At 74.7% G+C, this 24569-nt stretch carries 22 protein-coding genes and 1 pseudogene; 12 read left to right on the forward strand and 11 right to left on the reverse strand.

Annotated elements, in window-relative coordinates:
- Positions 1 to 244 precede the first annotated feature (244 nt).
- Positions 245 to 1324, forward strand: a complete 1080-nt coding sequence (locus JOE63_RS00340; protein ID WP_374058972.1) for an arginase family protein — start codon at positions 245 to 247, stop codon at positions 1322 to 1324.
- A 33-nt stretch (positions 1325 to 1357) separates the two neighbouring features.
- On the opposite strand, the gene hutI is transcribed toward JOE63_RS00340, so the two are convergent.
- The 6 genes from hutI to JOE63_RS00370 form a co-directional block, all read right to left on the reverse strand.
- Positions 1358 to 2545, reverse strand: coding sequence for an imidazolonepropionase (gene hutI / locus JOE63_RS00345; RefSeq protein ID WP_374058973.1), 1188 nt, complete (start codon positions 2543 to 2545; stop codon positions 1358 to 1360).
- A 215-nt stretch (positions 2546 to 2760) separates the two neighbouring features.
- A complete protein-coding gene (gene hutU / locus JOE63_RS00350) occupies positions 2761 to 4434 on the reverse strand; it encodes a urocanate hydratase (RefSeq protein ID WP_204538202.1) in 1674 nt (557 codons plus the stop codon).
- A 37-nt stretch (positions 4435 to 4471) separates the two neighbouring features.
- A complete protein-coding gene (gene hutH, locus JOE63_RS00355; protein ID WP_204538205.1) occupies positions 4472 to 6178 on the reverse strand; it encodes a histidine ammonia-lyase in 1707 nt (568 codons plus the stop codon).
- Positions 6179 to 6349: 171 nt separating this feature from the next.
- Entirely contained in the window at positions 6350 to 8734 is a 2385-nt protein-coding gene (locus JOE63_RS00360; protein ID WP_204538208.1) for an ATP-binding cassette domain-containing protein, read from the reverse strand.
- Between the two features lie 187 nt (positions 8735 to 8921).
- Positions 8922 to 9395 (reverse strand): nitroreductase family deazaflavin-dependent oxidoreductase, encoded by a 474-nt coding sequence (locus JOE63_RS00365; RefSeq protein ID WP_087470260.1) that lies wholly within the window; start codon positions 9393 to 9395, stop codon positions 8922 to 8924.
- A gap of 109 nt (positions 9396 to 9504) precedes the next feature.
- Positions 9505 to 9795, reverse strand: a complete 291-nt coding sequence (locus JOE63_RS00370; RefSeq protein ID WP_047231033.1) for a hypothetical protein — start codon at positions 9793 to 9795, stop codon at positions 9505 to 9507.
- Between the two features lie 132 nt (positions 9796 to 9927).
- Here JOE63_RS00370 and JOE63_RS00375 point away from each other — a divergent pair, with 132 nt between their 5' ends.
- On the forward strand, positions 9928 to 10848 hold the full coding sequence (locus JOE63_RS00375) for a LysR family transcriptional regulator (protein ID WP_204538211.1): 921 nt from the start codon (positions 9928 to 9930) through the stop codon (positions 10846 to 10848).
- Positions 10849 to 10854: 6 nt separating this feature from the next.
- On the opposite strand, the gene JOE63_RS00380 is transcribed toward JOE63_RS00375, so the two are convergent.
- Positions 10855 to 11265 (reverse strand): VOC family protein, encoded by a 411-nt coding sequence (locus tag JOE63_RS00380; RefSeq protein WP_087470262.1) that lies wholly within the window; start codon positions 11263 to 11265, stop codon positions 10855 to 10857.
- Positions 11266 to 11506: 241 nt separating this feature from the next.
- Positions 11507 to 11899: pseudogene (locus tag JOE63_RS00385) on the reverse strand (helix-turn-helix transcriptional regulator); the annotation flags it as partial.
- Between JOE63_RS00385 and JOE63_RS00390 the strand changes: the two are divergent.
- The 8 genes from JOE63_RS00390 (at position 11898) to JOE63_RS00425 (ending at position 19500) form a co-directional block, all read left to right on the forward strand.
- A complete protein-coding gene (locus tag JOE63_RS00390; RefSeq protein ID WP_204538213.1) occupies positions 11898 to 12659 on the forward strand; it encodes an IclR family transcriptional regulator in 762 nt (253 codons plus the stop codon). The pseudogene JOE63_RS00385 and the gene JOE63_RS00390 sit on opposite strands and share 2 nt — an antisense overlap.
- 91 nt (positions 12660 to 12750) lie before the next feature.
- Complete coding sequence (locus tag JOE63_RS00395; RefSeq protein WP_374058974.1) at positions 12751 to 13728, forward strand: metal ABC transporter substrate-binding protein; 978 nt, start codon at positions 12751 to 12753, stop codon at positions 13726 to 13728.
- Entirely contained in the window at positions 13725 to 14489 is a 765-nt protein-coding gene (locus JOE63_RS00400; RefSeq protein WP_204538217.1) for a metal ABC transporter ATP-binding protein, read from the forward strand. Before JOE63_RS00395 ends, JOE63_RS00400 begins: the two co-directional genes overlap by 4 nt.
- The gene (locus tag JOE63_RS00405; protein WP_244286304.1) at positions 14486 to 15370 is read left to right on the forward strand and encodes a metal ABC transporter permease; all 885 of its coding nucleotides are present in this window, start codon (positions 14486 to 14488) and stop codon (positions 15368 to 15370) included. The genes JOE63_RS00400 and JOE63_RS00405 overlap by 4 nt, the downstream gene beginning before the upstream one ends.
- A gap of 135 nt (positions 15371 to 15505) precedes the next feature.
- Positions 15506 to 16006, forward strand: a complete 501-nt coding sequence (locus tag JOE63_RS00410; RefSeq protein WP_087470265.1) for a hypothetical protein — start codon at positions 15506 to 15508, stop codon at positions 16004 to 16006.
- A gap of 73 nt (positions 16007 to 16079) precedes the next feature.
- Positions 16080 to 17729, forward strand: coding sequence for a bifunctional phosphatase PAP2/diacylglycerol kinase family protein (locus JOE63_RS00415; protein ID WP_204538220.1), 1650 nt, complete (start codon positions 16080 to 16082; stop codon positions 17727 to 17729).
- Positions 17730 to 17897: 168 nt separating this feature from the next.
- The gene (locus JOE63_RS00420) at positions 17898 to 18200 is read left to right on the forward strand and encodes a hypothetical protein (protein ID WP_204538222.1); all 303 of its coding nucleotides are present in this window, start codon (positions 17898 to 17900) and stop codon (positions 18198 to 18200) included.
- Between the two features lie 205 nt (positions 18201 to 18405).
- Entirely contained in the window at positions 18406 to 19500 is a 1095-nt protein-coding gene (locus tag JOE63_RS00425) for an LLM class flavin-dependent oxidoreductase (protein ID WP_204538224.1), read from the forward strand.
- 143 nt (positions 19501 to 19643) lie between these two features.
- Here the strand turns inward: JOE63_RS00425 and JOE63_RS00430 are convergent, their stop codons facing one another.
- Positions 19644 to 20699, reverse strand: a complete 1056-nt coding sequence (locus JOE63_RS00430) for an NAD-dependent epimerase/dehydratase family protein (protein WP_087470267.1) — start codon at positions 20697 to 20699, stop codon at positions 19644 to 19646.
- A gap of 132 nt (positions 20700 to 20831) precedes the next feature.
- On the opposite strand from JOE63_RS00430, the gene JOE63_RS00435 reads away from it, so the two are divergent.
- Positions 20832 to 21251 (forward strand): type II toxin-antitoxin system VapC family toxin, encoded by a 420-nt coding sequence (locus JOE63_RS00435; protein ID WP_087470268.1) that lies wholly within the window; start codon positions 20832 to 20834, stop codon positions 21249 to 21251.
- A 35-nt stretch (positions 21252 to 21286) separates the two neighbouring features.
- Here JOE63_RS00435 and JOE63_RS00440 read toward each other — a convergent pair whose 3' ends face one another.
- Together JOE63_RS00440 and JOE63_RS00445 are read right to left on the reverse strand one after the other, a co-directional pair.
- Positions 21287 to 22195 (reverse strand): siderophore-interacting protein, encoded by a 909-nt coding sequence (locus JOE63_RS00440; protein WP_204538227.1) that lies wholly within the window; start codon positions 22193 to 22195, stop codon positions 21287 to 21289.
- Between the two features lie 106 nt (positions 22196 to 22301).
- Entirely contained in the window at positions 22302 to 23429 is a 1128-nt protein-coding gene (locus JOE63_RS00445) for an epoxide hydrolase family protein (RefSeq protein WP_087470270.1), read from the reverse strand.
- A 130-nt stretch (positions 23430 to 23559) separates the two neighbouring features.
- Here JOE63_RS00445 and JOE63_RS00450 point away from each other — a divergent pair, with 130 nt between their 5' ends.
- Positions 23560 to 24510, forward strand: coding sequence for a helix-turn-helix transcriptional regulator (locus tag JOE63_RS00450; RefSeq protein WP_087470271.1), 951 nt, complete (start codon positions 23560 to 23562; stop codon positions 24508 to 24510).
- Positions 24511 to 24569 lie beyond the last annotated feature (59 nt).

Here is a 24569-nt window from a genome sequence, read left to right on the forward strand (position 1 = left end):
GACCGACCGGGGATGCCCGAGTCGGCCGACGAAACCCGACCGTACCTTCGGGATCTACTTTTGTCGATGTTTAGTCGAAAGATGCATGTCGTGGATCTTTGTTATGCGCGCTTGCTATGCACAAGTGGAGTCGTGCGCTGGCCAGTCGCTCGGCAGTCCGGGTTCGGGCTGGCGACGCTCCTCGGGACCCTCGCGTCCTGACGCGCGCCGCTCGTCCGGTCCGGGGCGTTGCTACGGTCGCGGTGTGAGCAGCGCCGCGCAGCCCCTGTCCCACGACCCGTCCTGGCCCCGGGCGGGCGACTGGCCCCCGCCCGGCGGGGACGCCCACGTCGACGTCGCGATCCTCGGCGTCCCGGCCTGGCGCACGTCGCTCTCCCCCACCGGCGCGCACGCGACGCCCGCCGCCGTGCGCGACGCGCTGCGCCGGTTCAGCCCCGCCCTCGCTCCCGACCGTCCCCTGCCCGACGGCGGGCCCTCCGCCCGCGTGCGGCCCGCCGCTACGACCGGGCCGGACGCGACCGGGGCTGCCGGGACCGGGGCGGACACGACCGGGGCCGCCGCGACCGGGCGAGGGGCGGCGTCGGGCCGGGCCCGGCCCGACGACCTCGCGGACCTCGCGTTCGCGGACCTCGGCGACATCGACGAGCCGGACGGCGCGGAGGGCGAGACACGGACGCGCACGGCGGTCAGCGCCGCCCTGGAGCGCGCGCGCCTGCTCGTCGCGCTCGGCGGCGACAACTCCGTGACCGTCGCGACGGCGCTCGGCGCGTGGGGTGACGACCTCGCCACCGCGGGACTCGTCACCCTCGACGCCCACCACGACCTGCGTGACGGTGTCTCGAACGGGTCGCCCGTGCGGCGGCTGGTCGAGGCAGGGCTCGACCCGGCGCGGGTCGTGCAGGTCGGGATCGCGGACTTCGCGAACTCCGCCGAGTACGCGCGCCGGGCGGTCGAGCTCGGGATCACCGTCGTGCACGTCGACGAGCTGCGCCGGCGCGGCCCGGAGGACGTGATGCGGGCAGCGCTCGAGATCGCCGGTTCCGCGGGCGGGCCGGTGCACCTCGACGTCGACGTCGACGTGTGCGACCGGTCCGTCGCCCCCGGGTGCCCGGCGAGCGTCCCCGGCGGCATCGCGGCGTGGGAGCTCCGCGCCCTGGTCCGCGCGGCGGCCCGTGACGACCGCGTGCGGTCCGCCGACGTCGTCGAGGTCGACGCCACCGCCGACGCCCCGGACGGCCGCACCGTCCGCCTCGCCGCCCTCTGCGTCCTGGAGCTCGCCGCCGGCCTCGCCCTCCGCGAGGTAGAGCGTCCGGTCGCGACGTAGAACGCGGCGGGCTCTATCTCGCGACCGGACGCTCTATCTCGGCGGGAGGCCGACGCCGTTCCGCCAGACCGCCGCGACGAGCGGGACGCCCGGGCGGTAGGCGAGGTGGACGCGGCTCGGGGCGTCGAGCAGCACGACGTCGGCCCGCGCGCCGGGGGCGAGGTGCCCGACGTCGTCGCGACGCAGCGCGAGGGCGCCGCCCGCGGTCGCGGACCAGACGGCCTCGGCGACCGTCATGCGCATCTCGCGGACCGCGAGCGCGACGCACAGCGCCATCGACGACGTGTAGCTCGACCCGGGGTTGCAGTCGCTCGCGAGCGCGACGACGGCGCCCGCGTCGAGGAGGCGCTGCGCGTCGGGGTAGGGCTGGCGCGTGGAGAACTCGACCCCCGGGAGCAGGGTCGCCACGGTCCCGGCGACCGCTCCCGACTCCGCCCCGCTCCTGGGCGCCGGGGCCGCGGCGGCCCCCGACCACGAGCCCGCGAGCGCCACGACGTCGTCGTCGGCGAGGTAGGTGCAGTGGTCCACCGCGGCGGCGCCGAGCCCGACGGCGAGGCGCACCCCCTCCCCCGGCCCGAGCTGGTTGGCGTGCACGCGCACGCCGAGGCCCGCCGCGGCCCCGGCCTCCAGGACGCGGTGCGACTGGTCGGGCGTGAACGCGCCGGTCTCGCAGAACACGTCGACCCACCGCGCGTGGGGCGCGCACGCGGCGAGCATCTCGCCGCACACCAGGTCGACGTAGGCGTCGGCCCGGCCCGCGTACTCCACCGGCACGACGTGCGCCCCGAGGAACGTCACCTCCGGGGTGACCTCGCGCGCGAGCCGCACGGCGCGCGCCTCGTCCGCGACCGTGAGCCCGTATCCGCTCTTCACCTCGACCGTGGTCGTACCCTGCCGGGCCGCCTCGTCGAGGTGCCGCGCAAGGCCCGCGCGGAGGACGTCGTCGGACGCCGCGCGCGTCGCCGCGACGGTCGACCGGATGCCTCCCGCCTCGTACGGGCGCCCGTCCATGCGCGCCTCGAACTCGGCGGCACGGTCGCCCGCGAACACGAGGTGCGTGTGCGAGTCGACGAAACCCGGGAGCACGGCACGCCCGCCCGCGTCGACGGTGACGTCGGGCTCGCGCCCGCCCAGCGCGTGCCCGACGGCGTCCCGCGCCTCCCGGGCCGGCCCTGCCCAGGCGACCCGGCCGCCGTCGAGCAGCACGACCGCGTCCGTCACGAGGCCGGTCGGGTCGCCGTCACGCGTCCCCGGCCCGCCGGGTACGTTGGTCGTCAGCTCCCCGATCCCGACGAGGAGCGTCGACCCACCGGTCGAACCCGGGGTTTCCGGCCACCGTGCGGCTGCCGAACCCGGGGTTGCGGGCCACCAGGGCGGTGAACTGACCGGTAACCCCGGGTTCGGCAGCGGGGGGTGACCCGTCGGCCGACGCTCCATCACGACTCCCGCGTCGGGACGCGGAGGCCGTTCCGCTCGGCCGTGGCCATCGCGTCGTCGTAGCCCGCGTCGACGTGGCGCAGCACGCCGAGGCCAGGGTCGTTCGACAGCACGCGCGCGAGCTTGGCCGCGGCGAGCGGCGTGCCGTCCGCGACGGACACCTGGCCGGCGTGGATCGAGCGGCCCATGCCGACGCCGCCGCCGTGGTGGATCGACACCCACGTCGCGCCCGACGACGCGGCGGTCAGGGCGTTGAGCAGCGGCCAGTCGGCGATCGCGTCGGAGCCGTCGGCCATGGCCTCCGTCTCGCGGTACGGGGACGCGACGGACCCGGCGTCGAGGTGGTCACGGCCGATGACGACCGGCGCGCGCACCGCGCCCGACGCCACGAGGTCGTTGAACGCCAGGCCCGCGCGGTCGCGCTCGCCGTGCCCGAGCCAGCAGATGCGCGCGGGCAGGCCCTGGAAGGCGACCCGCTCCTGGGCGGCGCGGATCCAGCGGTGGAGGTGGTCGTCGTCGAACAGGTCGAGCACTGCGGCGTCCGTCGCGGCGATGTCGCGCGGGTCGCCGGACAGCGCGGCCCACCGGAACGGGCCCTTGCCCTGCGCGAAGAGGGGCCGGATGTACGCGGGCACGAACCCCGGGAAGTCGAACGCGCGGTCGTACCCGCCGCGGCGCGCCTCGTCGCGGATCGAGTTGCCGTAGTCGAACACCTCGGCGCCCGCGTCGAGGAAGCCGACCATGCCCTCGACGTGCCGCGCCATGGACTCGCGGGCGCGGTCGGTGAACTCGTCGGGCTTCGCGGCGGCATAGTCAGCCCAGTCCGCGACGTCCACCCCGAGCGGGAGGTACGACAGCGGGTCGTGCGCGGACGTCTGGTCCGTCACGACGTCGATCTCCACGCCGCGACGCAGCAGCTCCGGCACGACCGCAGCGCTGTTCCCCTCGACCCCCACCGACAGCGCCCGGCGCTCGCGCCGCGCGTTCTCGACGAGCCGGACCGCGGCGTCGAGGTCGTCCGCGACGACGTCGAGGTACCGCTCCCGGACCCGGCGGTCGAGGCGCGCCCGGTCGACGTCGACCACGAGGCACGCCCCGCCGTTGAGCGTCACCGCGAGCGGCTGCGCGCCGCCCATGCCGCCGCACCCCCCGGTGAGGGTGAGCGTCCCGGCGAGCGAGCCTCCGAACCGCTTCGCCGCGACCGCGGCGAGCGTCTCGTACGTGCCCTGGAGGATGCCCTGAGCACCGATGTAGATCCACGACCCGGCCGTCATCTGCCCGTACATCGTCAGGCCCATCGCCTCGAGCCGCCGGAACTCGGGCCACGTCGCCCAGTCCCCCACGAGGTTCGAGTTCGCGAGCAGCACGCGCGGCGCCCACTCGTGCGTCCGCAGCACCCCGACGGGCTTGCCCGACTGCACGAGGAGCGTCTCGTCGTCGGCCAGCGTCGTGAGCGTGCGGACGATCGCGTGGTAGCTCGGCCAGTCCCGCGCCGCGCGGCCCGTGCCGCCGTAGACCACGAGGTCGTCGGGACGCTCCGCGACCTCCGGGTCGAGGTTGTTCATGAGCATCCGCAGCGGCGCCTCGGTCTGCCACGACCGCGCGGTGAGGGTCGTGCCGCGCGGCGCGCGGACCGGGACGGGGGTGCCGAGTCGGTGGGGCTCGTGGGTCATGGTCGTCTCGCTCCTTCGGGGTCGGGCGGGCGGGAGGTCAGGCCAGGTACCCGACGGCGCCGCTCGCCGCCGCGGCCACGGCACCGGTGGTGACGAGGTGGGTCACGGCCTCGATGTCGGGCGACAGGTAGCGGTCCGGGCCGGGACCGTCGACGACGGTACGCACGAGGTCCCGCACGGCCCCGGTCCCCCGCGCCGGCGCGAGCGACCGCTCCGGGCTGTCAGCGGATCGTCGCGGCATGGCGCGACCTCGTGCTGACAGCTCTGGGCCTGACACGTCGGCGGTGCAGCGGAGGTCGAGGGCGCGCGTGGCCGTGAGGAGCTCGATCGCGAGGACGCGCGCGAGGCCGTCGACGGCGCGGCGGAGCTTGCGCGCCCCGGCCCAGCCCATCGAGACGTGGTCCTCCTGCATGGCCGACGACGGGATCGAGTCGACGCTCGACGGCACCGCGAGCCGCTTGAGCTCCGAGACGATCCCCGCCGCGGTGTACTGGGCGATCATGAGTCCGGAGTCGACGCCGGGGTCGTCGGCGAGGAACGGCGGCAGGCCCTCGTTGCGGGCCTTGTCGAGGAACCGGTCGGTGCGGCGCTCGCTCATGCTCGCGACGTCGGCCGCGACGATGGCGAGGAAGTCGAGCACGTACGCGACCGGGGCGCCGTGGAAGTTCCCGTTCGACTCGACGCGGCCGTCCACCGTGACGACCGGGTTGTCGATCGCCGCCGCGAGCTCCCGGCGCGCGACGGCGGCCGCGTGGTCGAGCGTGTCGCGCGCGGCGCCGTGCACCTGCGGCGCGCACCGCAGCGAGTACGCGTCCTGCACGCGCGTGCACTCGGGTCGCCCCTCGGCGTCGAGCGTGCGGTGGCTCGCCACGACGGGCGAGCCGTCGAGCAGGGCGCGCAGGTTCGCGGCCGACGCCGCCTGGCCGGGGTGCGGGCGCAGAGCGATGAGGTCCGCCGCGAACGGCGCGTCCGAGCCGAGCAGCGCCTCGACGCTCGCCGCCGCCGCGACGTCGGCCGTCGTGAGCAGGGACCGCAGGTCGTGCAGCGCGAGCGCGAGCATGCCGAGCATGCCGTCGGTGCCGTTGATGAGCGCGAGGCCCTCCTTCTCGCGCAGGGCGAGCGGGGAGATCCCGGCGGCGGCGAGCGCGTCGGCGGCCGGCGCGAGGGCACCCGTCGCGTCCCGGACCTCGCCCTCGCCGAGCGCGGCGAGCGCCACGTGCGCGAGCGGCGCGAGGTCGCCCGAGCAGCCGAGCGACCCGAACTCCCGCACCACCGGGGTGATCCCGGCGTCGAGCATCGCGGCGTACGTCTGCGCGACGACGGGGCGCGCCCCGGTCCGCCCGGTCGCCAGGGTCGCGAGCCGCAGGAGCTGGAGCGCCCGCACGACCTCGCGCTCGACCTCCGGGCCCGACCCCGCCGCGTGCGACCGCACGAGGCTGAGCTGGAGCTGCGCGCGCCGCTCGACCGGGATGTGCCGCCGGGCGAGCGCGCCGAACCCGGTCGAGACGCCGTAGTGCGGGCGGTCGTCGTCCGCGAGCTCCTCGACGACGGCCCGGCTCGCGGCCATCGCCTCGACCGCGGCGTCGGCGAGCCGCACGCGCGCGCCGTGCCGCGCGACGTCGACCACGTCGTCGATCGTCAGCGGACCGTCGCCCACCACGACCACGCGCGCGGCGCGGGCCGGGTCCGTGGCGAGGGCCGCCGTCGCGCCGGGGACGGCCGGGGAGTGCGTCGTCGCTGTCATGCCCCCAGGACACACCGCCGCGCGTCGTGCGGGCAGGCCGCCGACCGAGGTTCAGTCTGGTATCCCAGACTCGCGCTCCAGCGGTGCCGACCGACCCCGACCCTGCTCCGGGCCGAGAACGAGGTTGCTGTCGTTATCGGGCTGATAACGACAGCACCCTCGTGTTCGGCGTCAGGCGTTCACGTACGTCGCCAGGTGCTCGGCCGTGAGGGTGGATCGGGCCGCGACGAGGTCGGCCGGGGTGCCCTCGAAGACGACGCGACCGCCGTCGTGGCCGGCGCCCGGGCCGAGGTCGATGATCCAGTCCGCGTGCGCCATGACCGCCTGGTGGTGCTCGATCACGATGACGGACTTGCCCGCGTCGACGATCCGGTCGAGCAGGCCGAGGAGGTTCTGCACGTCGGCGAGGTGCAGGCCCGTCGTCGGCTCGTCGAGGACGATGACGCCGCCCTTGTCGCCCAGGTGGGTGGCGAGCTTGAGGCGCTGGCGCTCGCCGCCGGACAGCGTCGTGAGGGGCTGGCCGAGGCTCACGTACCCGAGGCCGACGTCGTCGAGCCGCTCGAGGATCGCCTTCGCCGCCGGGACCTTGGCCTCGCCCGACGAGAAGAACTCGCGGGCCTTCGAGACCGGCAGGTCCAGCACGTCGGCGATGTTCAGCCCGCCGAGCGTGTAGTCGAGCACAGCGGCCTGGAAGCGGCGGCCACCGCAGTCCTCGCACGGGGTCGAGACGGTCTCCATGAAGCCGAGCTCGGTATAGATGACGCCCGCGCCCTTGCACTCGGGGCACGCGCCCTCGGAGTTCGCGCTGAACAGGGCGGGCTTGACGCCGTTGGCCTTCGCGAACGCCTTGCGGATCGGCTCCAGCAGGCTCGTGTAGGTGGCGGGGTTGCTCCGCCGCGACCCGCGCACCGCGCCCTGGTCGATCGTCACGACGTCCTCGCGCCGCGACACCGACCCCTCGACGAGCGAGCTCTTGCCCGACCCCGCCACCCCGGTCAGGACGACGAGCACGCCGAGCGGGATGTCGACGTCCACGTCCTGGAGGTTGTGCGCGTCCGCGCCGCGGACCTCGAGCGTGCCCGACGGCGTCCGCACCGCGTCCTTGAGCGTCGCCCGGTCGTCGAGGTGGCGGCCGGTCACCGTGTCGCTCGCCCGGAGCCCGTCGACCGTGCCCTCGAACGTCACGTGCCCGCCGGCGGTGCCCGCGCCGGGGCCGAGGTCGACGACGTGGTCCGCGATCGTGATCGTCTCCGGCTTGTGCTCGACGACGAGGACGGTGTTGCCCTTGTCGCGCAGCTGGAGCAGGAGGCCGTTCATGCGGTCGATGTCGTGCGGGTGCAGGCCGATGGTCGGCTCGTCGAAGACGTAGGTGACGTCCGTGAGCGACGAGCCCAGGTGGCGCAGCATCTTGATGCGCTGCGACTCGCCGCCCGAGAGCGTGCCCGACGGCCGGTCGAGGCTGAGGTAGCCCAGCCCGAGCTCGACGAACGACGCGAGGTTGTCGCCGAGCGCGTTGACGACGGGCGCCATGTTCGGGTCGTCGAGGTCGCGGATCCACGCGGCGAGGTCGGTGATCTGCATCGCGCACAGGTCCGCGATGTTGACGCCCCGGATCTTCGACGAGCGCGCCGACTCCGAGAGCCGCGTCCCGCCGCAGTCGGGGCACGGCGCGAAAGTCGCCGCGCGTTCGACGAACGCCCGGACGTGCGGCTGGAGCGAGTCGACGTCCTTGGAGAACATCGACTTCTGGATCTTGGGGATCAGGCCCTCGTACGTGACGTTGATGCCCATCGCCTTGATCTTGGTGGGCTCCTTGTAGAGGAAGTCCTGCATCTGCTGCTCGGTGAACTCGCGGACCGGCCGGTCGCCCGGGAAGAACCCGGACTCGGCGAACCCGCGCACCATCCAGCCGTCGGCCGTGTACCCCGGGACCTTGATCGCTCCGTCGAGCAGGGACTTCGAGTCGTCGAAGATCTCCGTGAGGTCGAGGTCGGAGACGGAGCCGCGCCCCTCGCACCGCGGGCACATGCCGCCGTGGTAGATCGCGTTGCGGACGATCGTCTTCTCGCCCGTCGCCGACGTCATGATGCCGCTCGCCTTGCGCGCGGGGATGTTGAAGGAGAACGCCGTGGGCGGGCCGACCTGCGGCTCGCCGAACCGGCTGAACAGGACCCGCAGGATCGCGTTGGCGTCGGTCACCGTGCCCACGGTGGAGCGCGGGTTCGCGCCCAGGCGCTCCTGGTCCACGACGATCGCCGTGGTCAGGCCCTCGAGGACGTCGACGTCGGGGCGGTCCAGCGTGGGCATGAACCCCTGCAGGAACGCCGGGTACGTCTCGTTGATGAGGCGCTGCGACTCCGCCGCGACCGTGTCGAACACGAGCGAGCTCTTGCCGGAGCCGGAGACCCCCGTGAACACCGTGAGGCGCCGCTTGGGGATCTCGACGCTCACGTCCTGGAGGTTGTTCGACCGTGCCCCCTGGACCCGGATGACGTCGTGCGCGTCGGGGTCCTGGGGTACCGAGGCCTGCGTTTGCGTCGTCGTTGCCGTGCTCATCGTGTCTCCTCGTCGTCGTGCCTCGTCGCGCGGCCCCCGCTGGTCCGGTGGACGGGCCGGTCGACGGCGCCGGCCGCCCGGCCTTCGCAGCCCGGTGAAAGTCTGCCCGAGCAGTGGTCGGTTCGGCGCGTGGTCTCTCCCGCGCCGCGCGGCCGCCCCGTGTCAGGACCGTCCCCGCGGGCGCGACTCATCGCGGCGTCAGCCGCACGAGCGGGTACTGCCGCTCGGCCTTGCCCTGGTACTTGGCGATCCGCGGCTGCGCCGTCGCGACGCGCTGCCACGCGCGCTCCCGGTCCGCGCCGTCGAGCTCGTGCGGCGACGCCGGGACGGGCGCCCGCCCGGGCAGCTCGATCGCGACGTCGTCGGGGTGGGCCGCGAGGTTGGCGTGCCAGTCCGGGTTGCGGCTGCCGCCTCCCGAGGCCACGACGAGGACGGCGTCGCCCTCGTCCGGCAGCCACATGAGCGGCGTCTCGCGCGGCGCGCCGCTGCGGCGACCGACCGTGTGCAGCACGAGGACGTCCATCCCCATGAACGTGGCCTTGCCGCCCCGGACCTTGCGCACGAGCCGCGCGTTCGAGCGGCGCTGCATCCAGCGCGAGAACCGTCCCGGCGTCCCCGGGGTGCGGCCCGCGCCGTTCGTCGTCCGTCCTTCGGTGCTCATCGTCCTGCTCCTCCTGAGTCGGTCCAGCCCTACCTGGCGTGCCGCGTCGGTCGCGGCCGCCCGTCCGGGCCGTCGTCCCCGCCGTGACGACCGGGGACGACGGCGGTCCTCACCGCTCGTCCAGCACCTCGCCGTCGAGCGCCTCGTGGTCGGTGGTGAGGCCGAGCGTCGCCCCGACGAGCGGGACGTCGCGCGCGGCCTGCGCCGCCGTCTGCATCGCGGCGGCCGAGTCCCACCGCCAGATGTCGAGGTACGACCCGTCCTCCAGCCGGACGAGCGTGGCCGCGGTGAACGCGGGGTTCGCCGCGCGCAGCCCCTGGATCAGCGCGCTGCGCTGCTCGAGCATCTGGGCCAGCCGGCCCGTCTCCACCGTGTACCGGTGCGTCCTGACGACGGCCATGGTCGTCTCCTCCCGATCGCGCCCGGCGCCTCTCGCCGTGCCCTTCCAGGCTCGGGCCGGGGGGCCGCGCGAACAACGGCCGATCCCGCAACGGTGGTTGCGCGCGGGGTTAACGAACGCGACGATCGTCAGGTGGAGCTGCGCGACATCGAGATCTTCCTGACGCTCGCCGAGGAGCTGCACTTCGGGCGCACGGCAGAGCGCCTGCACGTGTCCGCGCCCCGGGTGAGCCAGGCGATCGCCAAGCAGGAGCGCCGGATCGGCGCGCCCCTGTTCGAGCGCACCAGCCGGCGCGTCACGCTCACGCCCCTCGGGGAGCAGCTCCGCGCCGACCTCGAGGCCGGGTACCGCCGGATCCTCGAGGGCGTCGAGTCCGCCGCGAGCACCGCGCGGGCCGCGCGCGAGACCCTGACGTTCGGCGTCATGGGACCCCTGTGGCAGGAGCTCGCCCCCGTCACGGCGCTGTTCCGCGCCCGCAACCCGCACGTCGACCTGCGCATGCGCGAGGTCCGCATCGACGAGCCCTTCCGCCTGCTGCGCGACGGCGAGGTCGACGTCGCGCTCCTGTGGCTGCCCGTCGAGGAGAAGGACCTCGCCGTGGGCCCGGTGACGTTCACCGAGCCGATCGTGCTCGCCGTCGGGCGGACGCACCCGCTCGCCACGCGCTCGTCGGTGTCCGTCGCGGAGCTGGCCGACGAGAACGTCCTCCCGTCCGGGCTGCCCGTCCCCGACTACTGGGAGGACGCCGTCAGCCCCGTCCCCCGCAGCGAGCCCGACCGCGGCGGCACCGCCCCGACGCGCGAGGAGGTGCTGTGGCGCGTCATGTCCGGCGACGGCGTCGCCGTCGCGTGCGCCCAGGGCATCCGCTACCTCGAGCGCTCGGACGTGGCCTACGTGCCGCTCGACGAGCGGCCCGTGCTGCGCTGGGGGCTCGTCCGGCGCGCCGGGCCGATCCCCCCGCTCGTCGCCGAGTTCTCCCAGGTCGCGGCCGAGCTCGGGCCGCTCGCGCTCACGTTCGACCTCGAGGCCGCGGGGTCGAGCGGCCGGGTCTGACGACCCTCAGCGGCGCTGCTGGATCCGGATCTCGTTGCCCGCCGGGTCGCGGAACGCGCAGTCGCGGACGCCGTAGGGCTGGTCGATCGGCTCCTGCACGACCTCTGCGCCCGCCGCCTCGATCCGCGCGAACGTCTCGTCGACGTCAGGGGTCGCGAGATTCACGCCGAAGTAGGCGCCCTTCGCGACGATCTCCAGGAGCGCGCGCTTGTCGTCGTCGCTGAGGCCCGGCGTCGCGGCCGGCGGGTGCAGCACGATCGCGGTGTCCGGCTGGTCGGCCGGGCCCACGGTGATCCACCGCATCCCCTCGTACCCGACGTCGTTGCGGATCTCGAAGCCGAGGACGTCGCGGTAGAAGGCCAGCGACGCGTCGGGGTCGGTCTGGGGCAGGAAGCTGGAGTTGATGGTGAGGTTCATGGGATCGACGCTAGGCGCGTCGCCCGGCCCGCGCTTCTCGATTCCTGACCGGTCGCGTAACCCGTCGCGCGACGCACGCCGGTAGCCCGTCGAGCCGCTCCGCCCCGGGGTCGGTGCCCGTCCCGTCCGGACGCGCCCGCCCGGTGTCGGTCGCTGTGTCGGCCCGTGTGTCGGCCCCGATGCCGCGCGACGCGGCCGCCCCGGCCCTCTGGGACTCCGCGGGCGCCGGGGACACGGCGTCGGACTCCGCCGCACGACGTCGGTAGACGCTCGGCGGCACGCCGACGAGCTCGGTGAAGCGCGTGCTGAACGTCCCGAGCGACGAGCACCCGACCGCGAAGCAGACGTCCGTGACGCTCAGGTCGCCGCGACGCAGCAGCGCCTTCGCGCGCTCGATGCGCCGCGTCATGAGGTACGCGTACACCGACTCGCCGTACGCGGCCTTGAACTCGCGGCTCAGGTGCCCCGCCGACACGTGCACGCCGGCCGCGAGCGCCGCGACGTCGAGGGGCTGCGCGTACTCGCGGTCGATCCGGTCCCGGACGCGCCGCAGCCGCGCGAGGTCGCGCAGGCGCTGGTCGTCGGGGAGGGTCGTCACGCCTCGATCGTGCCACGCGCCTACCGTGGTCTCCATGCCGAGCGACGTCCCCGCCGCGCGCCAGGCCGTCCGCGTGCTCACGTACCTCGCCGCGCAGGCCGGCCCGTCGCCCGCGGCCGCCGTCGCGCAGGGCCTCGGGCTCCCTCGCTCGACCGTCTACCACCTGCTGTCCGTCCTCGTCGACGAGGGGTTCGTGACGCACCTCCCCGAGGAGCACCGGTACGGGCTCGGCACGGCGTCGCTCGCGCTCGGGTCCGCGTACGCGCGCCAGGCGCCGCTCGCCCGGCTCGCGCGGCCCGTCGTCGCGCGCCTCGTCGAGTCCACCGGCGAGAGCGCCCACCTCGCCGTCCTCAACGGGCGCGAGGTCCTCTACCTCGTCGAGCAGCGCGCACCGCGCCGCCCCACGCTCGTGACCGACGTCGACGTCCGCCTCCCCGCCCACCTCACCGCGAGCGGACGCGCCGTCCTCGCGGGCCTGCCCGCCGCCCAGGTCCGCGCACTGTTCCCCAGCGCCGCCGCGTTCGCCGACCGCACCGGCGTCGGACCGCAGTCCCTCAGCGCCCTGCTCGAGATCCTGCGCGGCGTCCGACGGCGCGGCTGGGCCGAGGAGGACGGCGAGGTCACGCCTGGTCTCGCGTCCGTCGCCCATGCGGCGGTGGACCACACCGGCCTCCCCGTCGCCGGCATCGCCCTGACGTTCTGGGCCGACGACGCGCCGCCCGCCCGCCGCGCCGAGCTCGCCGCCGCCGTCGGCCGCGCCGCCACCGAGGTCAGCCGCCGCCTCGGCGCGAGGTAGAGGCCTACCAGGGCTCTACCTCGGCGGTCGGGTGCTCTCGTGGGTGGCGCGGGCGTTGCGTTCAATGGTCGTCCGGACTAGATTCTTCGGTGTGCCGAACTTTGCTTCCCGGGTGACCGGAGGATCCCTCGTTCGTGCGGCCGTCGCGGCCGGGGTGGCCGCGCTCGCCGTCGCGGGGTGCTCCGCCGGGACCGACGCCGGGGGCGGGGCGACCGTCGACGACGGGCGGCCTGTCGTCCTGACGACGTTCACCGTGCTCGCGGACATGGCGCAGAACGTCGCGGGCGACCACCTGCGCGTCGAGTCGATCACCAAGGTGGGCGCAGAGATCCACGGCTACGAGCCGACGCCGGGCGACCTCCGGAGGGCGGCGGACGCGGACCTGATCCTCGACAACGGCATGGGCCTCGAGGCGTGGTTCGGGCGGTTCGTCGACGGGCTGGACGTGCCGCACGTCGTCGTCAGCGAGGGCGTCGACCCGATCGCGCTCGGTGACGACACCGCCGAGGAGTACCGCGGCAAGGACAACCCGCACGCGTGGATGTCGCCCGTGAACGGCCGGCTCTACGCGCAGAACATGGCCGACGCGTTCGCCGAGCTCGACCCGGCGCACGCGGACGACTACGCGGCGAACGCCGCGGCCTACTCGGCCGAGCTCGCCGCGGTGCACGACGAGCTGACCGACGCGCTCGACGCGCTCCCGGAGGGTCACCGCGCGCTCGTCTCGTGCGAGGGCGCGTTCTCCTACCTCGCGCGCGACGCGGGCCTCGCCGAGCAGTACCTGTGGGCGGTCAACGCGGAGCAGCAGGCGACTCCGCGGTCCGTGGTCGGCGCGATCGAGTTCGTCGAGGAGCACGACGTCCCGGCGGTGTTCTGCGAGTCCACCGTCTCGGACAAGGCGATGCGGCAGGTGGCGCTGGAGTCCGGGGCGGCGTTCGGCGGCACGCTCTACGTCGACTCGCTCTCGGAGCCCGGCGGCCCCGTGCCGACGTACCTCGACCTCCTGCGGCACGACACGGAGACCATCGTCGCGGGCCTCGCCGGGACGACGGCGGAGGGCGACGCGTGACGCCGGGCGAGCGGACGCCGTCGGTCACGCCCGCGATCGACGTGCGCGACCTCACGGTCCACTACGGCGACGTGCTCGCGCTCGACGGCGCGACCCTCGCCCTGGGGTCGGCGGGAGGGCCGGGCACCGTGTGCGGGCTCGTGGGCATGAACGGCTCGGGCAAGTCGACGCTGTTCAAGGCGGTCATGGGCATGGTCCGCCCGGACCGCGGGACCGTCCTGGTCGACGGCGCGCCGCCCGCGCGCGCCCGGCGCGCCCAGGCCGTCGGGTACGTCCCGCAGAGCGAGGACGTCGACTGGGCGTTCCCGCTGAGCGTGCGTGACGTCGTCATGACCGGCCGCTACGGCTACCAGGGGTTCACGCGGCGCACGCGCCCCGCCGACCGGGAGGCCGTCGCGCACGCGCTGGAGCGCGTCGAGCTGACCGACCTCGCGGACCGCCAGATCGGCGCGCTCTCCGGCGGGCAGCGCAAGCGAGCGTTCGTCGCGCGCGGGCTCGCCCAGGGCGCCACCATCCTCCTGCTCGACGAGCCGTTCGCCGGTGTCGACAAGCGCACCGAGGCCACGATCACCGCGCTGCTCCGCGAGCTCGCGGCGGCCGGGGCGACCGTCCTCGTCTCGACCCACGACCTGCACGCCCTGCCCGAGCTCGCGGACGAGGCGGTGCTGCTCCAGCGGCGCGTGCTCCTGCACTCGACGCCGGACGAGGTCCTGCGGCCCGAGAACCTCGCGCTCGCGTTCGGTGTGGAGGTGGCGCCGTGAACGACGCCCTCTCCGTGCTCCTCGAACCGCTCACCGAACCGCTGTCGTTCGAGTTCCTGCGCACGGCACTCGCGGTGACGGTCACCGCCGGGATCGTGTGCGGCGTGCTGTCGTGCTGGCTCGTGCTCGTCGGGTGGTCGCTCATGGGCGACGCCGTCTCGCACGCCGTGCTGCCCGGCGTCGTGCTCGCGTACGTCGTGGGGGCGCCGTTCGCGCTCGGTGCGCTGGTGTTCGGCCTGCTCGCGGTCCTGCTCATCGGCGCGGTCCGGGACACGAGCCGCGTGAAGGAGGACGCGGCGATCGGGGTCGTGTTCACGACGCTGTTCGCGCTGGGCCTCGTGCTCATCTCCGTCACGCCGAGCCAGACGGACCTCAACCACATCCTGTTCGGCAACCTCCTCGGGGTGTCGCGCGCCGACCTGCTCCAGGTGCTGGTCCTCGGCGCGGTGACGCTCGCCGTCGTCGTGCTCAAGCGGCGCGACCTCACGCTCTACGCGTTCGACCCGACGCACGCGCACGCGATCGGCCTGTCCCCGCGGCGGCTCGGCGCGCTGCTGCTCGGCCTGCTCGCGCTGACCGTCGTCGTCGCGCTCCAGGCGGTCGGGGTCGTGCTCGTGGTCGCGCTGCTCATCACGCCCGGCGCGACGGCCTACCTGCTCACCGACCGGTTCTCGCGGATGCTCTGGATCTCGCCGCTCGTCGCGGCGGTGTGCGGGGTCGTCGGGATCTACGTGAGCTACTACCTCGACACGGCCTCGGGCGGCACGGTCGTGGTCGCGCTGGGCGTCGCGTTCGCCCTCGCGTACCTGTTCAGCCCGCGCCACGGCCTGATCGGGACCCGCGTCGCCGCCGCACGACGCCGGCGCCTCGTCCGGGTCTGACTCTGCGCCCGCCGGGGCCGCGGACCGTTCCGGACGTCGGGCGACGTGTCGCCCACGTGCGCTGTGTGCGAAATCTCCATGAATTCGCCCACGATTCCCTGGCTCTTCTCAGGTTCGACCGGGAGACTAGGTGCCATGTCAGCGAGGACGAGCGAGCCCACGACGCCGCAGCGCACGCGCACGTCTGCCCGGTTCGCCGCGGCGAGCCTGCTCGCGCTGGCCATGATGCTCCCGATGTGCGCCACGGCCACCGCCGCCGAGGTCCAGCAGCTCATCGCCGACGCGCAGGTCCAGACCGAGACGATCGGTGACGACCTCGACCGGGTCCACGCCCAGCTCCCCGCCCTCCACCCCGTGCTCCGCAACGACGTGCTCGACGCCGTCGAGTCCGTCCAGGCGGCGACGGACGAGGCCCGTTCCGCGCTCGACCGCGCGACCGACGGCGACGAGGCCGCCGACGGCCGGGCCGCCGTCGCGCTGGCGGACGCGCAGGTCGCGCTCGACGCGGCGTCCGCGCAGCTCCGGTACGCGACGGACCTCGCCCACGACGCGGGCGAGGGTGTCGCCGTCGCGCTGGAGCGGCTGCAGGCCCACATCGACGTGCTCCGCGGCGAGACGAGCCGCGCCGGGGTCTGACCCCCGTCGGGTAGATCTCGCGGAGAACGACCGCCGCCGCGCGGTCCGTCGCGACGCTTCCTACGATGGCGGGATGCCGCGCGTCACCGGGATCGTCAAGCCGCACGAGGCGTTCCCCGGGATCGCGCGGCTCGATCGTGCCGTCAACGACTGGACCAACCGTCGCGCGCTCGGCCCCCCCGCGGACGCCGCGCTGTCGCGGCTCTCGACCGTGGCCGACCACAGCGTGCTGTGGGCGGGCACGGCCCTGGGCGTCGCCGCGACCGGCCGGCGCGGACGCGAGGCGGCGCTGCGCGGCTTCGGCTCGCTGCTCGTCTCGAGCCTCCTGGCGAACGTCGTCGGCAAGACCGTGTTCGGCGGCGAGCGCCCCTCGCTCGAACCGCTCCCCCTGTGGCGCCGGCTCGCCGACCCCCCCACGTCGCCGTCGTTCCCGTCCGGCCACTCGGCGTCCGCGGCGGCGTTCGTCACGGGTGTCGCGACCGTGTGGCCCACGCTGGGCCTCGCCCTCGCGCCGCTGGCCGGCGCGGTCATGTACTCGCGCCTCCACACCGGGTCCCACTGGTTCTCGGACGTCGCAGCGGGCGCCGCGCTCGGAGCGGGGGTCGCCCTCGTGGGTCGTGCGCTCGTGCCCGGCCGGGCCGAGCGCGGCCCGGACGTCCCCGCCGGGCCGCCCGCCGTCGTCCCCGCGCTCGACGACGGGGTCGGGCTGTTCGTCGTGGTCAACCCGGCCGCGGGGTCGGGGCGCATGCTCAAGGAGGACCCGCTCGTCGCGCTGCGCGAGGGCCTGCCGCGCGCCGTCGTGCACCTGCTCAGCGAGGACGACGACCTGCGCCGTCTGTTCGACGACGCGGCCGCGGACGGTGCCCGCGCCCTCGGCATCAGCGGCGGCGACGGCACCGTCTCCACCGCCGCGGCTGCGGCCCGCGCGCACGACCTCCCGCTCGCGGTGTTCCCCGGCGGCACGCTGAACCACTTCGCGCGCGCCGCCGACCTCACCTCCATGGGCGCGACCGTCGCCGCCGTCCGCACCGGCTCGGGCGTGACGATCGACGTCGCGGACCTCGAGGTCGACGGGGACGACGGCCCGCCGCGAACCGTGCTCAACACCTTCTCGGCGGGCGTCTACCCGGAGCTCGTCACGGAGCGCGAGAAGCACGAGCACCGCCTCGGCAAGTGGCCGGCGGCGGTGCTCGCCGCGGCGCGGGTCCTGCGTCGCGCGCACCGCGTGCGGATGACGGTCGACGGGCACGAGGGCGAATACTGGTCGTTGTTCGCGGGTGTCAACCGCTACTACCCGCAGAGCCTCGCCCCCGTCGAGCGGCGCCGGCTGGACGACGGCGTCCTCGATGTCCGCACGGCCCGCGCGGAGCGGCGCGCGAGCCGGCTGCGCACGTTCCTCGAGGTCGCGGCGGGCGACACCGGGACCCGCGTCGCGCGCCGGGTGCCCGGCGTGCGGCGCCACCTCGTGGTCGACGCGACGGCCGTCCCGACGCTCGAGCTGCGGTTCCCCTCCCGGGGCGCCGTGGTCGGCCCGGACGGAAAACCCGTGCCCGACGGCGGGGCCTCGCCCGAGGCTGCCGGGCCGCCGCCCGTGGTGCTCGCGCACGACGGCGAGACCCTCGCGCTCGACGGCGCCGGGAGCGGCGACACGGTCACCGTCCGTCTCACGATGCGGCCCGGCGCCGTGCGGATCTACGCGCCACGCGACCCCACCGCCGGGTAGGACGTCACGCCTATCCCTTTTGTCACGCTTTCACGGACATCGGGGAGAACTCCCCCTGTTCAGACACACACGACATGGCCCACAATGAGCCCCGCACGCGCGCGGACGGCCCGTCCGCGCCGCCACCGGACCCGGCCACGTCGGCCCACCCCAGAAAGCAGAAGAACCATGGCCCAGCAGTACCCCGCCGCCCCGCAGGCCCCCGCCGGCTACGCCGCCCCGATCGAGGACCCGGGCAAGACCCTGGGCATCGTGGGCTTCGTGCTCGCGTTCGTCTTCGCCATCGCGGGCATCGTCGTCAGCGCGATCGCGCGCAAGAAGAGCAAGGAGGCGGGCTTCGACAACCAGCTCGCCAAGTGGGGCCTCATCCTCAGCATCATCTTCACGGTGCTGGGCGCCATCGGGACGATCATCTACATCGTCGCGATCGCCGCGCTCGTCGCGAACGGCGCCGTGACCTCGACGTACTGACGTCGCCGCGCCGCCAGCCGGCGCCCCGTCCGACGGCCGTCGTCCCACCCGGGACGGCGGCCGTCGTCGTGCTCGGGGTGGGCTGCACGCGACCGCGACCGGTCGCGGAAGATCCTGCGGCCGGGCACGGTTGAGACGGCGCACGACCGCGCCGCCGGTGAGCCCCACCGGTCCCCCGACGGTCGCCCGACCGCAGGAGCAGACGATGACCGACGACACGAGCACCCCGACCACCCCGGCGAGCGCCCCTGTCGGCCAGCCGGACCCCGCGACCGTCGAGCTGGGCCTCGACACGTTCGGCGACGTCACCTCCGACGCGGGCGGCGCCCTGCTCAGCGGGGCGCGCACGATCCGCGACGTCGTCGAGGAGGCGGAGCTCGCGGACCAGGTCGGTGTCGACTTCTTCGGCGTCGGCGAGCACCACCGCGCGGACTTCGCGATCAGTGCGCCGGAGGTCGTGCTCGCGGGGATCGCGACGCGGACGTCGCGCATCCGCCTCGGCTCCGCGGTGACCGTGCTCAGCTCGGACGACCCGGTGCGGGTCTTCGAGCGGTTCTCGACGCTCGACGCGCTGTCCGGCGGGCGCGCGGAGGTCATCCTCGGGCGCGGGTCGTTCATCGAGTCGTTCCCGCTGTTCGGGTACGACCTCGCGGACTACGAGGTGCTGTTCGAGGAGAAGCTCGACCTGTTCGTCCACCTGCTCGACGAGGGCCCGGTCACGTGGTCGGGCACGACGCGCGCCGGGCTGGCCGACCAGGAGGTCTGGCCCAAAACGGAGGGCGGGCGCCTGCGCACGTGGGTCGGCGTGGGCGGGTCGCCCGAGTCGGTGGTCCGGACGGCGCGGCACGGGCTCGGTCTCATGCTCGCGATCATCGGCGGCGAGCCCGAGCGGTTCCGGCCCTACGTGGACCTCTACCACCGCGCCGTCGAGGAGCTCGGCAACCCGGTGCTGCCGGTCGGCGTGCACTCCCCCGGCCATGTCGCCGAGACCGACGAGCAGGCGCAGGAGGAGGTCTACGAGCACTTCGCGGCCATGAACAACCGCATCGGCCGCGAGCGCGGCTGGCCCGCGTACCACCGCGGGCGCTTCGCCCACGACGTGCGCGACGGCTCGCTCTACGTCGGCTCGCCCGAGACCGTCGCGCGCAAGATCGCCCGCACGGTCCGCCTGCTCGGCGCGGGCCGGTTCGACCTCAAGTACTCGACCGGCACGCTCCCCCACTCGGCCATGCTGCGCAGCATCGAGCTCTACGGCACCCAGGTCATCCCCCGCGTCCGCGAGCTCCTCGCGGAGTCCTGACCCCCGGCCCCACGCCCGCCGTCGAACACGAGGTTGCTGTCGTTATCGGGCTGATAGCGGCAGCAACCTCGTGTTGGGCGGCGGGCAGGGTCGTGTTCGACGACGGCCGGTCCCCGGGGGTCGTGGGCGGCCGGGTCGGCGGGTCAGTCGGTGGCGGCTGCGCGGAGAGCGGCAGCCTCGAGGTCCGGCGGGAGGCCGACGGCGGGACGGTCCGCGCGCTGCGGCGTCGCCTCGCCCGCGACGTCGAGTTCGCGGAGCCACGCCCAGGTGTCGCGCACGGTCTCGTTCACGTCCCGCGGGTGGAGCCCGAGAGCGTACGCGTGCGACGTGTCGGAGCCGTGGAGCGCGTCGTGCAGCTCGCCGGGCGGGAGCCAGACCGGGAGCTGCGTCCAGGGCGCGATCCCCGCGGCGAGCACCACCTCCGGCTCGACCCACACGAGCTCGGCGGGCGGGTTCCCGGCCGCGGCGGCGTCGTCGGCCGTCACGGCGACGCACGCGGCGAGCAGCTCGCCCGTCGTCGTGTGGCCCGGTGCGCTGACGACGTCGACCGGTCCCGACGCGCCCGCGAGCGCCGCACCCAGCGCGAACGCCGCGAGGTCGCGCGCGTCGACGTACTGCAGCGGCAGGTCCGCCGGCCCGGGCGCGAGCACGGGCCCGCCCTGCGCGACGCGCCGGAGCCACCACGGCAGCCGCCCGACGTTCTCCCGCGGGCCGAGGATCAGCCCCGCGCGCAGCAGGACGGCCCGGTCGCCGAGCGCGTCCACGGCGGCGATCTCCGCCCCTCGCTTGGCGCGGGCGTAGTCGTCGTGCGTCGTGTCGTCCGGGTCGCCGTCGACGACCGACGCCGTCTCGTCGGCTCCGCGGGGCTTCGGGAACGGGTACACCGAGCGCGACGACACGTAGACGTACCGGCTGTCGCCGGGGATCCTGCCGGCGAGCAGCCGCGCGGCGTCGCGGACCGCCGCGGGCGCCCACGACCACGTGTCCACCACGACGTCCCACGTCTGCGGGACGTCGTCGGCGCGCAGCGCATCCAGGCCGTCCGCGCGGGTGCGGTCGCCGACGAGCTGCCGGACGCCGTCGGGCGCGGGCGTGCTGCCGCGGTTGAGGACGGTCACGTCCCAGCCGCGGGCGAGCGCGTCGTCGACGACGGCACGTCCCACGAAGTCGGAGCCGCCGAGGACCAGGAGTCGGGTCATGGACCCACTCTGGTGCGTCGTCGACTCGCCCGCAGGCGGTTTCGCCGCGGGCAGACGGCCGGAGGCGCGCGCGCTCGGACAGGCCCTCTCGGCCCGGGTCCCGCCCGACCCACCTGGCAAGGTTTCCTGGCCATGACGCCCGACACCGAGGAGGCACCGTGCATCTACCTCGACTCGTGTCTCGTGATCTACCTGGTCGAGGACGCGGAGCGCGGGTCCCACGTACGCGGGCTGCTCGCCCGGCACGGCGAGGAGGAGTTCGCGATCAGCCCGCTGGTCCGGCTCGAGTGCCTCGTCGGGCCGCTCCGGTCCGGGGACGTCGAGCTCGAGGACCGGTACCGCGCGGCACTCGGGCTGTTCGCCGAGGTGCCGCTCGACGCCACAGTCTTCGAGCGTGCCGCGCGTCTCCGCGCCGCCTCGTCGCTCCGCACGTCTGACGCACTCCACCTCGCCGCCGCGCAGGTGCACGGGTGCACCGCCCTGTGGACGAACGACGCGCGGCTCGCCGTCGCCGGACGCGGGCTCGCCGTGGACGTGCTGCGCGGCGCCTGACCCGGACCCCCGGGTGCGCGCGCAACGGCCGACGCTCAGTCAGGGTCGGTCGGGTCCAGGGGTGCGTCGGGGTCGAGGTTGACGACGCCGCGGCGCCAGTAGCCGTGCACCTCGACCTGGTCGGGCCGCGCCCCCGTCCGTCGTAGGTCGCGACGCACCGGGACGAGGTCGGTCGCCTCACCGGCGCCGAACACGTACTCGTCGGCGTCGAGCGGGCCCAGGGCGCGGACCGCCTCCGCGAGCTGGCCGGGACCGTCCGTGCGGTAGAGGATCTCGAGCGTCGCGCGACCGAGCTCGTCCTCGACGAACGACTCGTCCACGTCGTCGCCGACCTCCACGATCGCCGTCACCGGGACGTCCGTCGCGACGGCGTCGACCCACCGCGCGAGCGCGGGCAGCCCCGACTCGTCCCCGACGAGCAGCAGCCGCGCGACGCCGTCGGGCACGCCGCGGCTCGTCGTCGGGCCTGCGAGCACGACCTCGTCACCGACCTGCGCCCGAGCCGCCCACGCCGATGCCGGACCGCCCTCCCCGGTGGGCGGCGCGCCCGGGTCGGCGCCACCGTGCAGCACCCAGTCGACGTCGACCTCGGCGACCCCGTCGACCGTCCGCGTCGCCCGCACGGTCATCTCGCGCGAGATCGACACGACGCCGGTCGGGCGCTGGAGCGCGCCGTCCGCCGTCAGGGTCGGGGCGTGCAGGACGCCGCTCGCCGGGTCGGGCAGGAAGACCTTGACGTGGTCGTCCGGGCCCGGAGCGCGCAGCGCAGCGAGCGAGGCCAGGCGCGAGCCGTCGACGTCAGGCCCGGCCGCCCGTCCGTCGTGCGCGGTCGGGGCGGCATCGCGGAACGTGATGCGCCGCAGCGCGCCGGACGTCTCCTGGACGCGGTGCACGCGGGCGCGGCGGGGAACGAGGTCGAGGGTGGTCCGGGCTCGGGTGAACACCGCCCCATTCTGCGCCGAGCACGACGTTGCTGTCGTTATCCGGCCGATAGCGACAGCAACGTCGTGGTCGAGGGCGCGTCGCCCCGTTCTCGACGATCGCGGGGTGTCAGGCGAAGAACACCCGGAGGTCGGCGACGACGTCCTGCGGGACCTCGAGCGAGGCGTAGTGGCCGCCGCGCGGGAACTCGGACCAGTGCTCGATCCGGGCGTTGTCCCGCTCGGCGAACGCGCGGATCGTCTGGAAGTCGTCCCGGAAGACGGCGACGCCGATCCGGCCGCGGCTCACGACCGGCTCGGCACCGGAGCGCTGCTCCGCGTAGTGGTAGCGCGCGGCGGTCGCGTAGGAGTTGGTGAGCCAGTAGAGCGTCGCCTGCGCGAGCACCTGGTCGGCGCTCACGAGGCTCGTCCCGTTGCCGAAGCTCTCGAACAGCTCGTGGTACGCGAGGACGGCGACGGGCGAGTCGGCGAGGCCGGCGGCCATGGTCTGCGGCCGGGACGCGTTCATCGTGTTGTAGGCGCCGACGGACTGGAACCACTGGAGGTGGCCGAGCGCCGCGAACTCCTTCTCCCCGAAGCCGTCCATCTCCCCCGGCGCGCCGGACGGGAAGGAGAAGAGCTGGAGCACGTGGGCGCCGCGGAAGCCCTCGGGGTCGAGGATCGCGAGCTCGCGCGAGACCATCGCGCCGCCGTCGCTGCCGTGGATCCCGTAGGACGCGTAGCCGAGGTCGCGCATGAGGACGTCGTACGCGCGGGCGACGCGCGCCATCGTCCAGTCCGTGTCCCCGACGACCGGGGTGGAGAACCCGAACCCCGGCATCGACGGGATCACGAGGTGGAACGCGTCCTCGGCGCGCCCGCCGTGCGCGACGGGGTCGACGAGCGGCTCGATCATGTCGAGGAAGTCGAGGAACGAGCCCGGATAGGAGTGCGCGAGCAGCAGCGGGGTCGCGTCCTCGTGCTGCGAGCGGACGTGCAGGTAGTGGATCGGCTGGCCGTCGATCTCGGTGCGGAACCCCGGGTAGGCGTTCACCCGGTCCTCGACGGCGCGCCAGTCGAACGCCGTCCAGCGCCCGACCATGTCGCGCAGGTAGGACTCGGGCGTGCCGTAGTCCCAGGAGTCGCCGGGCGCGGCCGGCGCGAAGCGGGTCCGCTCGAGGCGCTCGCGCAGGTCGTCCAGGTCGGCCGGCGGGACGGCGACGGAGAACGGGCGGTGCTCGAGGGTCGTGCTGCTCATGATTCCTCCTCGGTCGGAGCGGGCCTCGTGCCCTGCTCTGATACCGACGCTACGCACGGTTCAGGAACAGTTTCTTCCGCTATTCTCGCTGGGTTCCGACGTTCTCCCGACGACCTCTCGGAGGGACCTGGTGGCCTCGACCTCGGCCCGCATGCTCGCCCTGCTCGGGCTGCTCCAGTCGCGTCCCGACTGGTCGGGCGCCGAGCTCGCCGCGCGCCTCGACGTCACCGACCGCACCGTCCGCAACGACGTCGCGCGGCTGCGCGAGCTCGGCTACCCCGTCGACGCCGTGCGCGGGCCGGGTGGCCGGTACCGCCTGGGCGCGGGTGCGCGGCTGCCCCCGCTCCTGCTCGACGACGCCGAGGCCGTCGCGGTCGCCGTCGGGCTGCGGGCCGCGACCGGCACGGCGGGTTTCGAGGAGTCCGGGTCCTCCGCGCTCGCGAAGCTCGAGCAGGTCATGCCCGACCGGCTGCGCCGCCGCCTCGTCGCCCTGCGGTCCGCGAGCGCCGCCGGGCCGGCCAACACCGACTCGAACGTCGAGGACCCGGTCGTGGACCCGGACACGCTGACCGCCCTCGCCGACGCCGTGCGCGACCACCAAGGCCTGCGCTGCTTCTACCGCGACGAACCGCTCGAGCTCGAGCCGTACCGCCTCGTCGCGTGGCAGCGCCGCTGGTTCCTCGTCGCCCGCGACCCGGCGACCGGCGCGTGGGCCCCGTTCCGCGTGGACTGGCTCGTCCTCCGGGTCCCGGGCGGGCGACGGTTCGCGCCGGTCGACTTCCCCGGGGACCTGACGGACTTCGTCGTGCGCGAGGTCGCGCGCACGGGATGGGCGGTCCACGCGCGGATCGTCGTCGACGCGCCCGCCGACGAGGTGCTGCGGCGCATCAACCCGACGGTCGGCACGGTCGAACCGCTCGACGACGACCGCTGCGTCCTCGTCACGGGCGGCGACAGCGTCGAGGTCGTCGCGGTGTGGGTCGGCATGCTCGGCCTGGACTTCCACGTGACGGAGCCCAAAGCGCTCGTCGACCACGTGCACGCTCTCGCCGCCCGCTACGCCCGAGCGACCCCACCCTGACCGGGCCCTGCCTGGCCCGGTAGCCGAACACGACGTTGCTGTCGTTCTGGCTCTCGTTC

The sequence above is a fragment of the Cellulosimicrobium cellulans genome (assembly GCF_016907755.1).
Classification (GTDB): Bacteria; Actinomycetota; Actinomycetes; order Actinomycetales; family Cellulomonadaceae; genus Cellulosimicrobium; species Cellulosimicrobium cellulans_D.

Bases quoted from the DNA above. Each gene is read 5' to 3' on its own strand.
- JOE63_RS00420 (WP_204538222.1), top strand. From the start codon at position 17,898: ATGGCCCAGCAGTACCCCGCCGCCCCGCAGGCCCCCGCCGGCTACGCC.
- hutH (WP_204538205.1), bottom strand. From the start codon at position 6,178: ATGACAGCGACGACGCACTCCCCGGCCGTCCCCGGCGCGACGGCGGCC.
- JOE63_RS00435 (WP_087470268.1), top strand. From the start codon at position 20,832: ATGACGCCCGACACCGAGGAGGCACCGTGCATCTACCTCGACTCGTGT.
- JOE63_RS00370 (WP_047231033.1), bottom strand. From the start codon at position 9,795: ATGGCCGTCGTCAGGACGCACCGGTACACGGTGGAGACGGGCCGGCTG.
- JOE63_RS00425 (WP_204538224.1), top strand. From the start codon at position 18,406: ATGACCGACGACACGAGCACCCCGACCACCCCGGCGAGCGCCCCTGTC.
- JOE63_RS00430 (WP_087470267.1), bottom strand. From the start codon at position 20,699: ATGACCCGACTCCTGGTCCTCGGCGGCTCCGACTTCGTGGGACGTGCC.
- JOE63_RS00410 (WP_087470265.1), top strand. From the start codon at position 15,506: ATGTCAGCGAGGACGAGCGAGCCCACGACGCCGCAGCGCACGCGCACG.
- JOE63_RS00445 (WP_087470270.1), bottom strand. From the start codon at position 23,429: ATGAGCAGCACGACCCTCGAGCACCGCCCGTTCTCCGTCGCCGTCCCG.
- JOE63_RS00415 (WP_204538220.1), top strand. From the start codon at position 16,080: ATGCCGCGCGTCACCGGGATCGTCAAGCCGCACGAGGCGTTCCCCGGG.
- hutU (WP_204538202.1), bottom strand. From the start codon at position 4,434: ATGACCCACGAGCCCCACCGACTCGGCACCCCCGTCCCGGTCCGCGCG.
- JOE63_RS00380 (WP_087470262.1), bottom strand. From the start codon at position 11,265: ATGAACCTCACCATCAACTCCAGCTTCCTGCCCCAGACCGACCCCGAC.
- JOE63_RS00360 (WP_204538208.1), bottom strand. From the start codon at position 8,734: ATGAGCACGGCAACGACGACGCAAACGCAGGCCTCGGTACCCCAGGAC.
- JOE63_RS00390 (WP_204538213.1), top strand. From the start codon at position 11,898: ATGCCGAGCGACGTCCCCGCCGCGCGCCAGGCCGTCCGCGTGCTCACG.
- JOE63_RS00365 (WP_087470260.1), bottom strand. From the start codon at position 9,395: ATGAGCACCGAAGGACGGACGACGAACGGCGCGGGCCGCACCCCGGGG.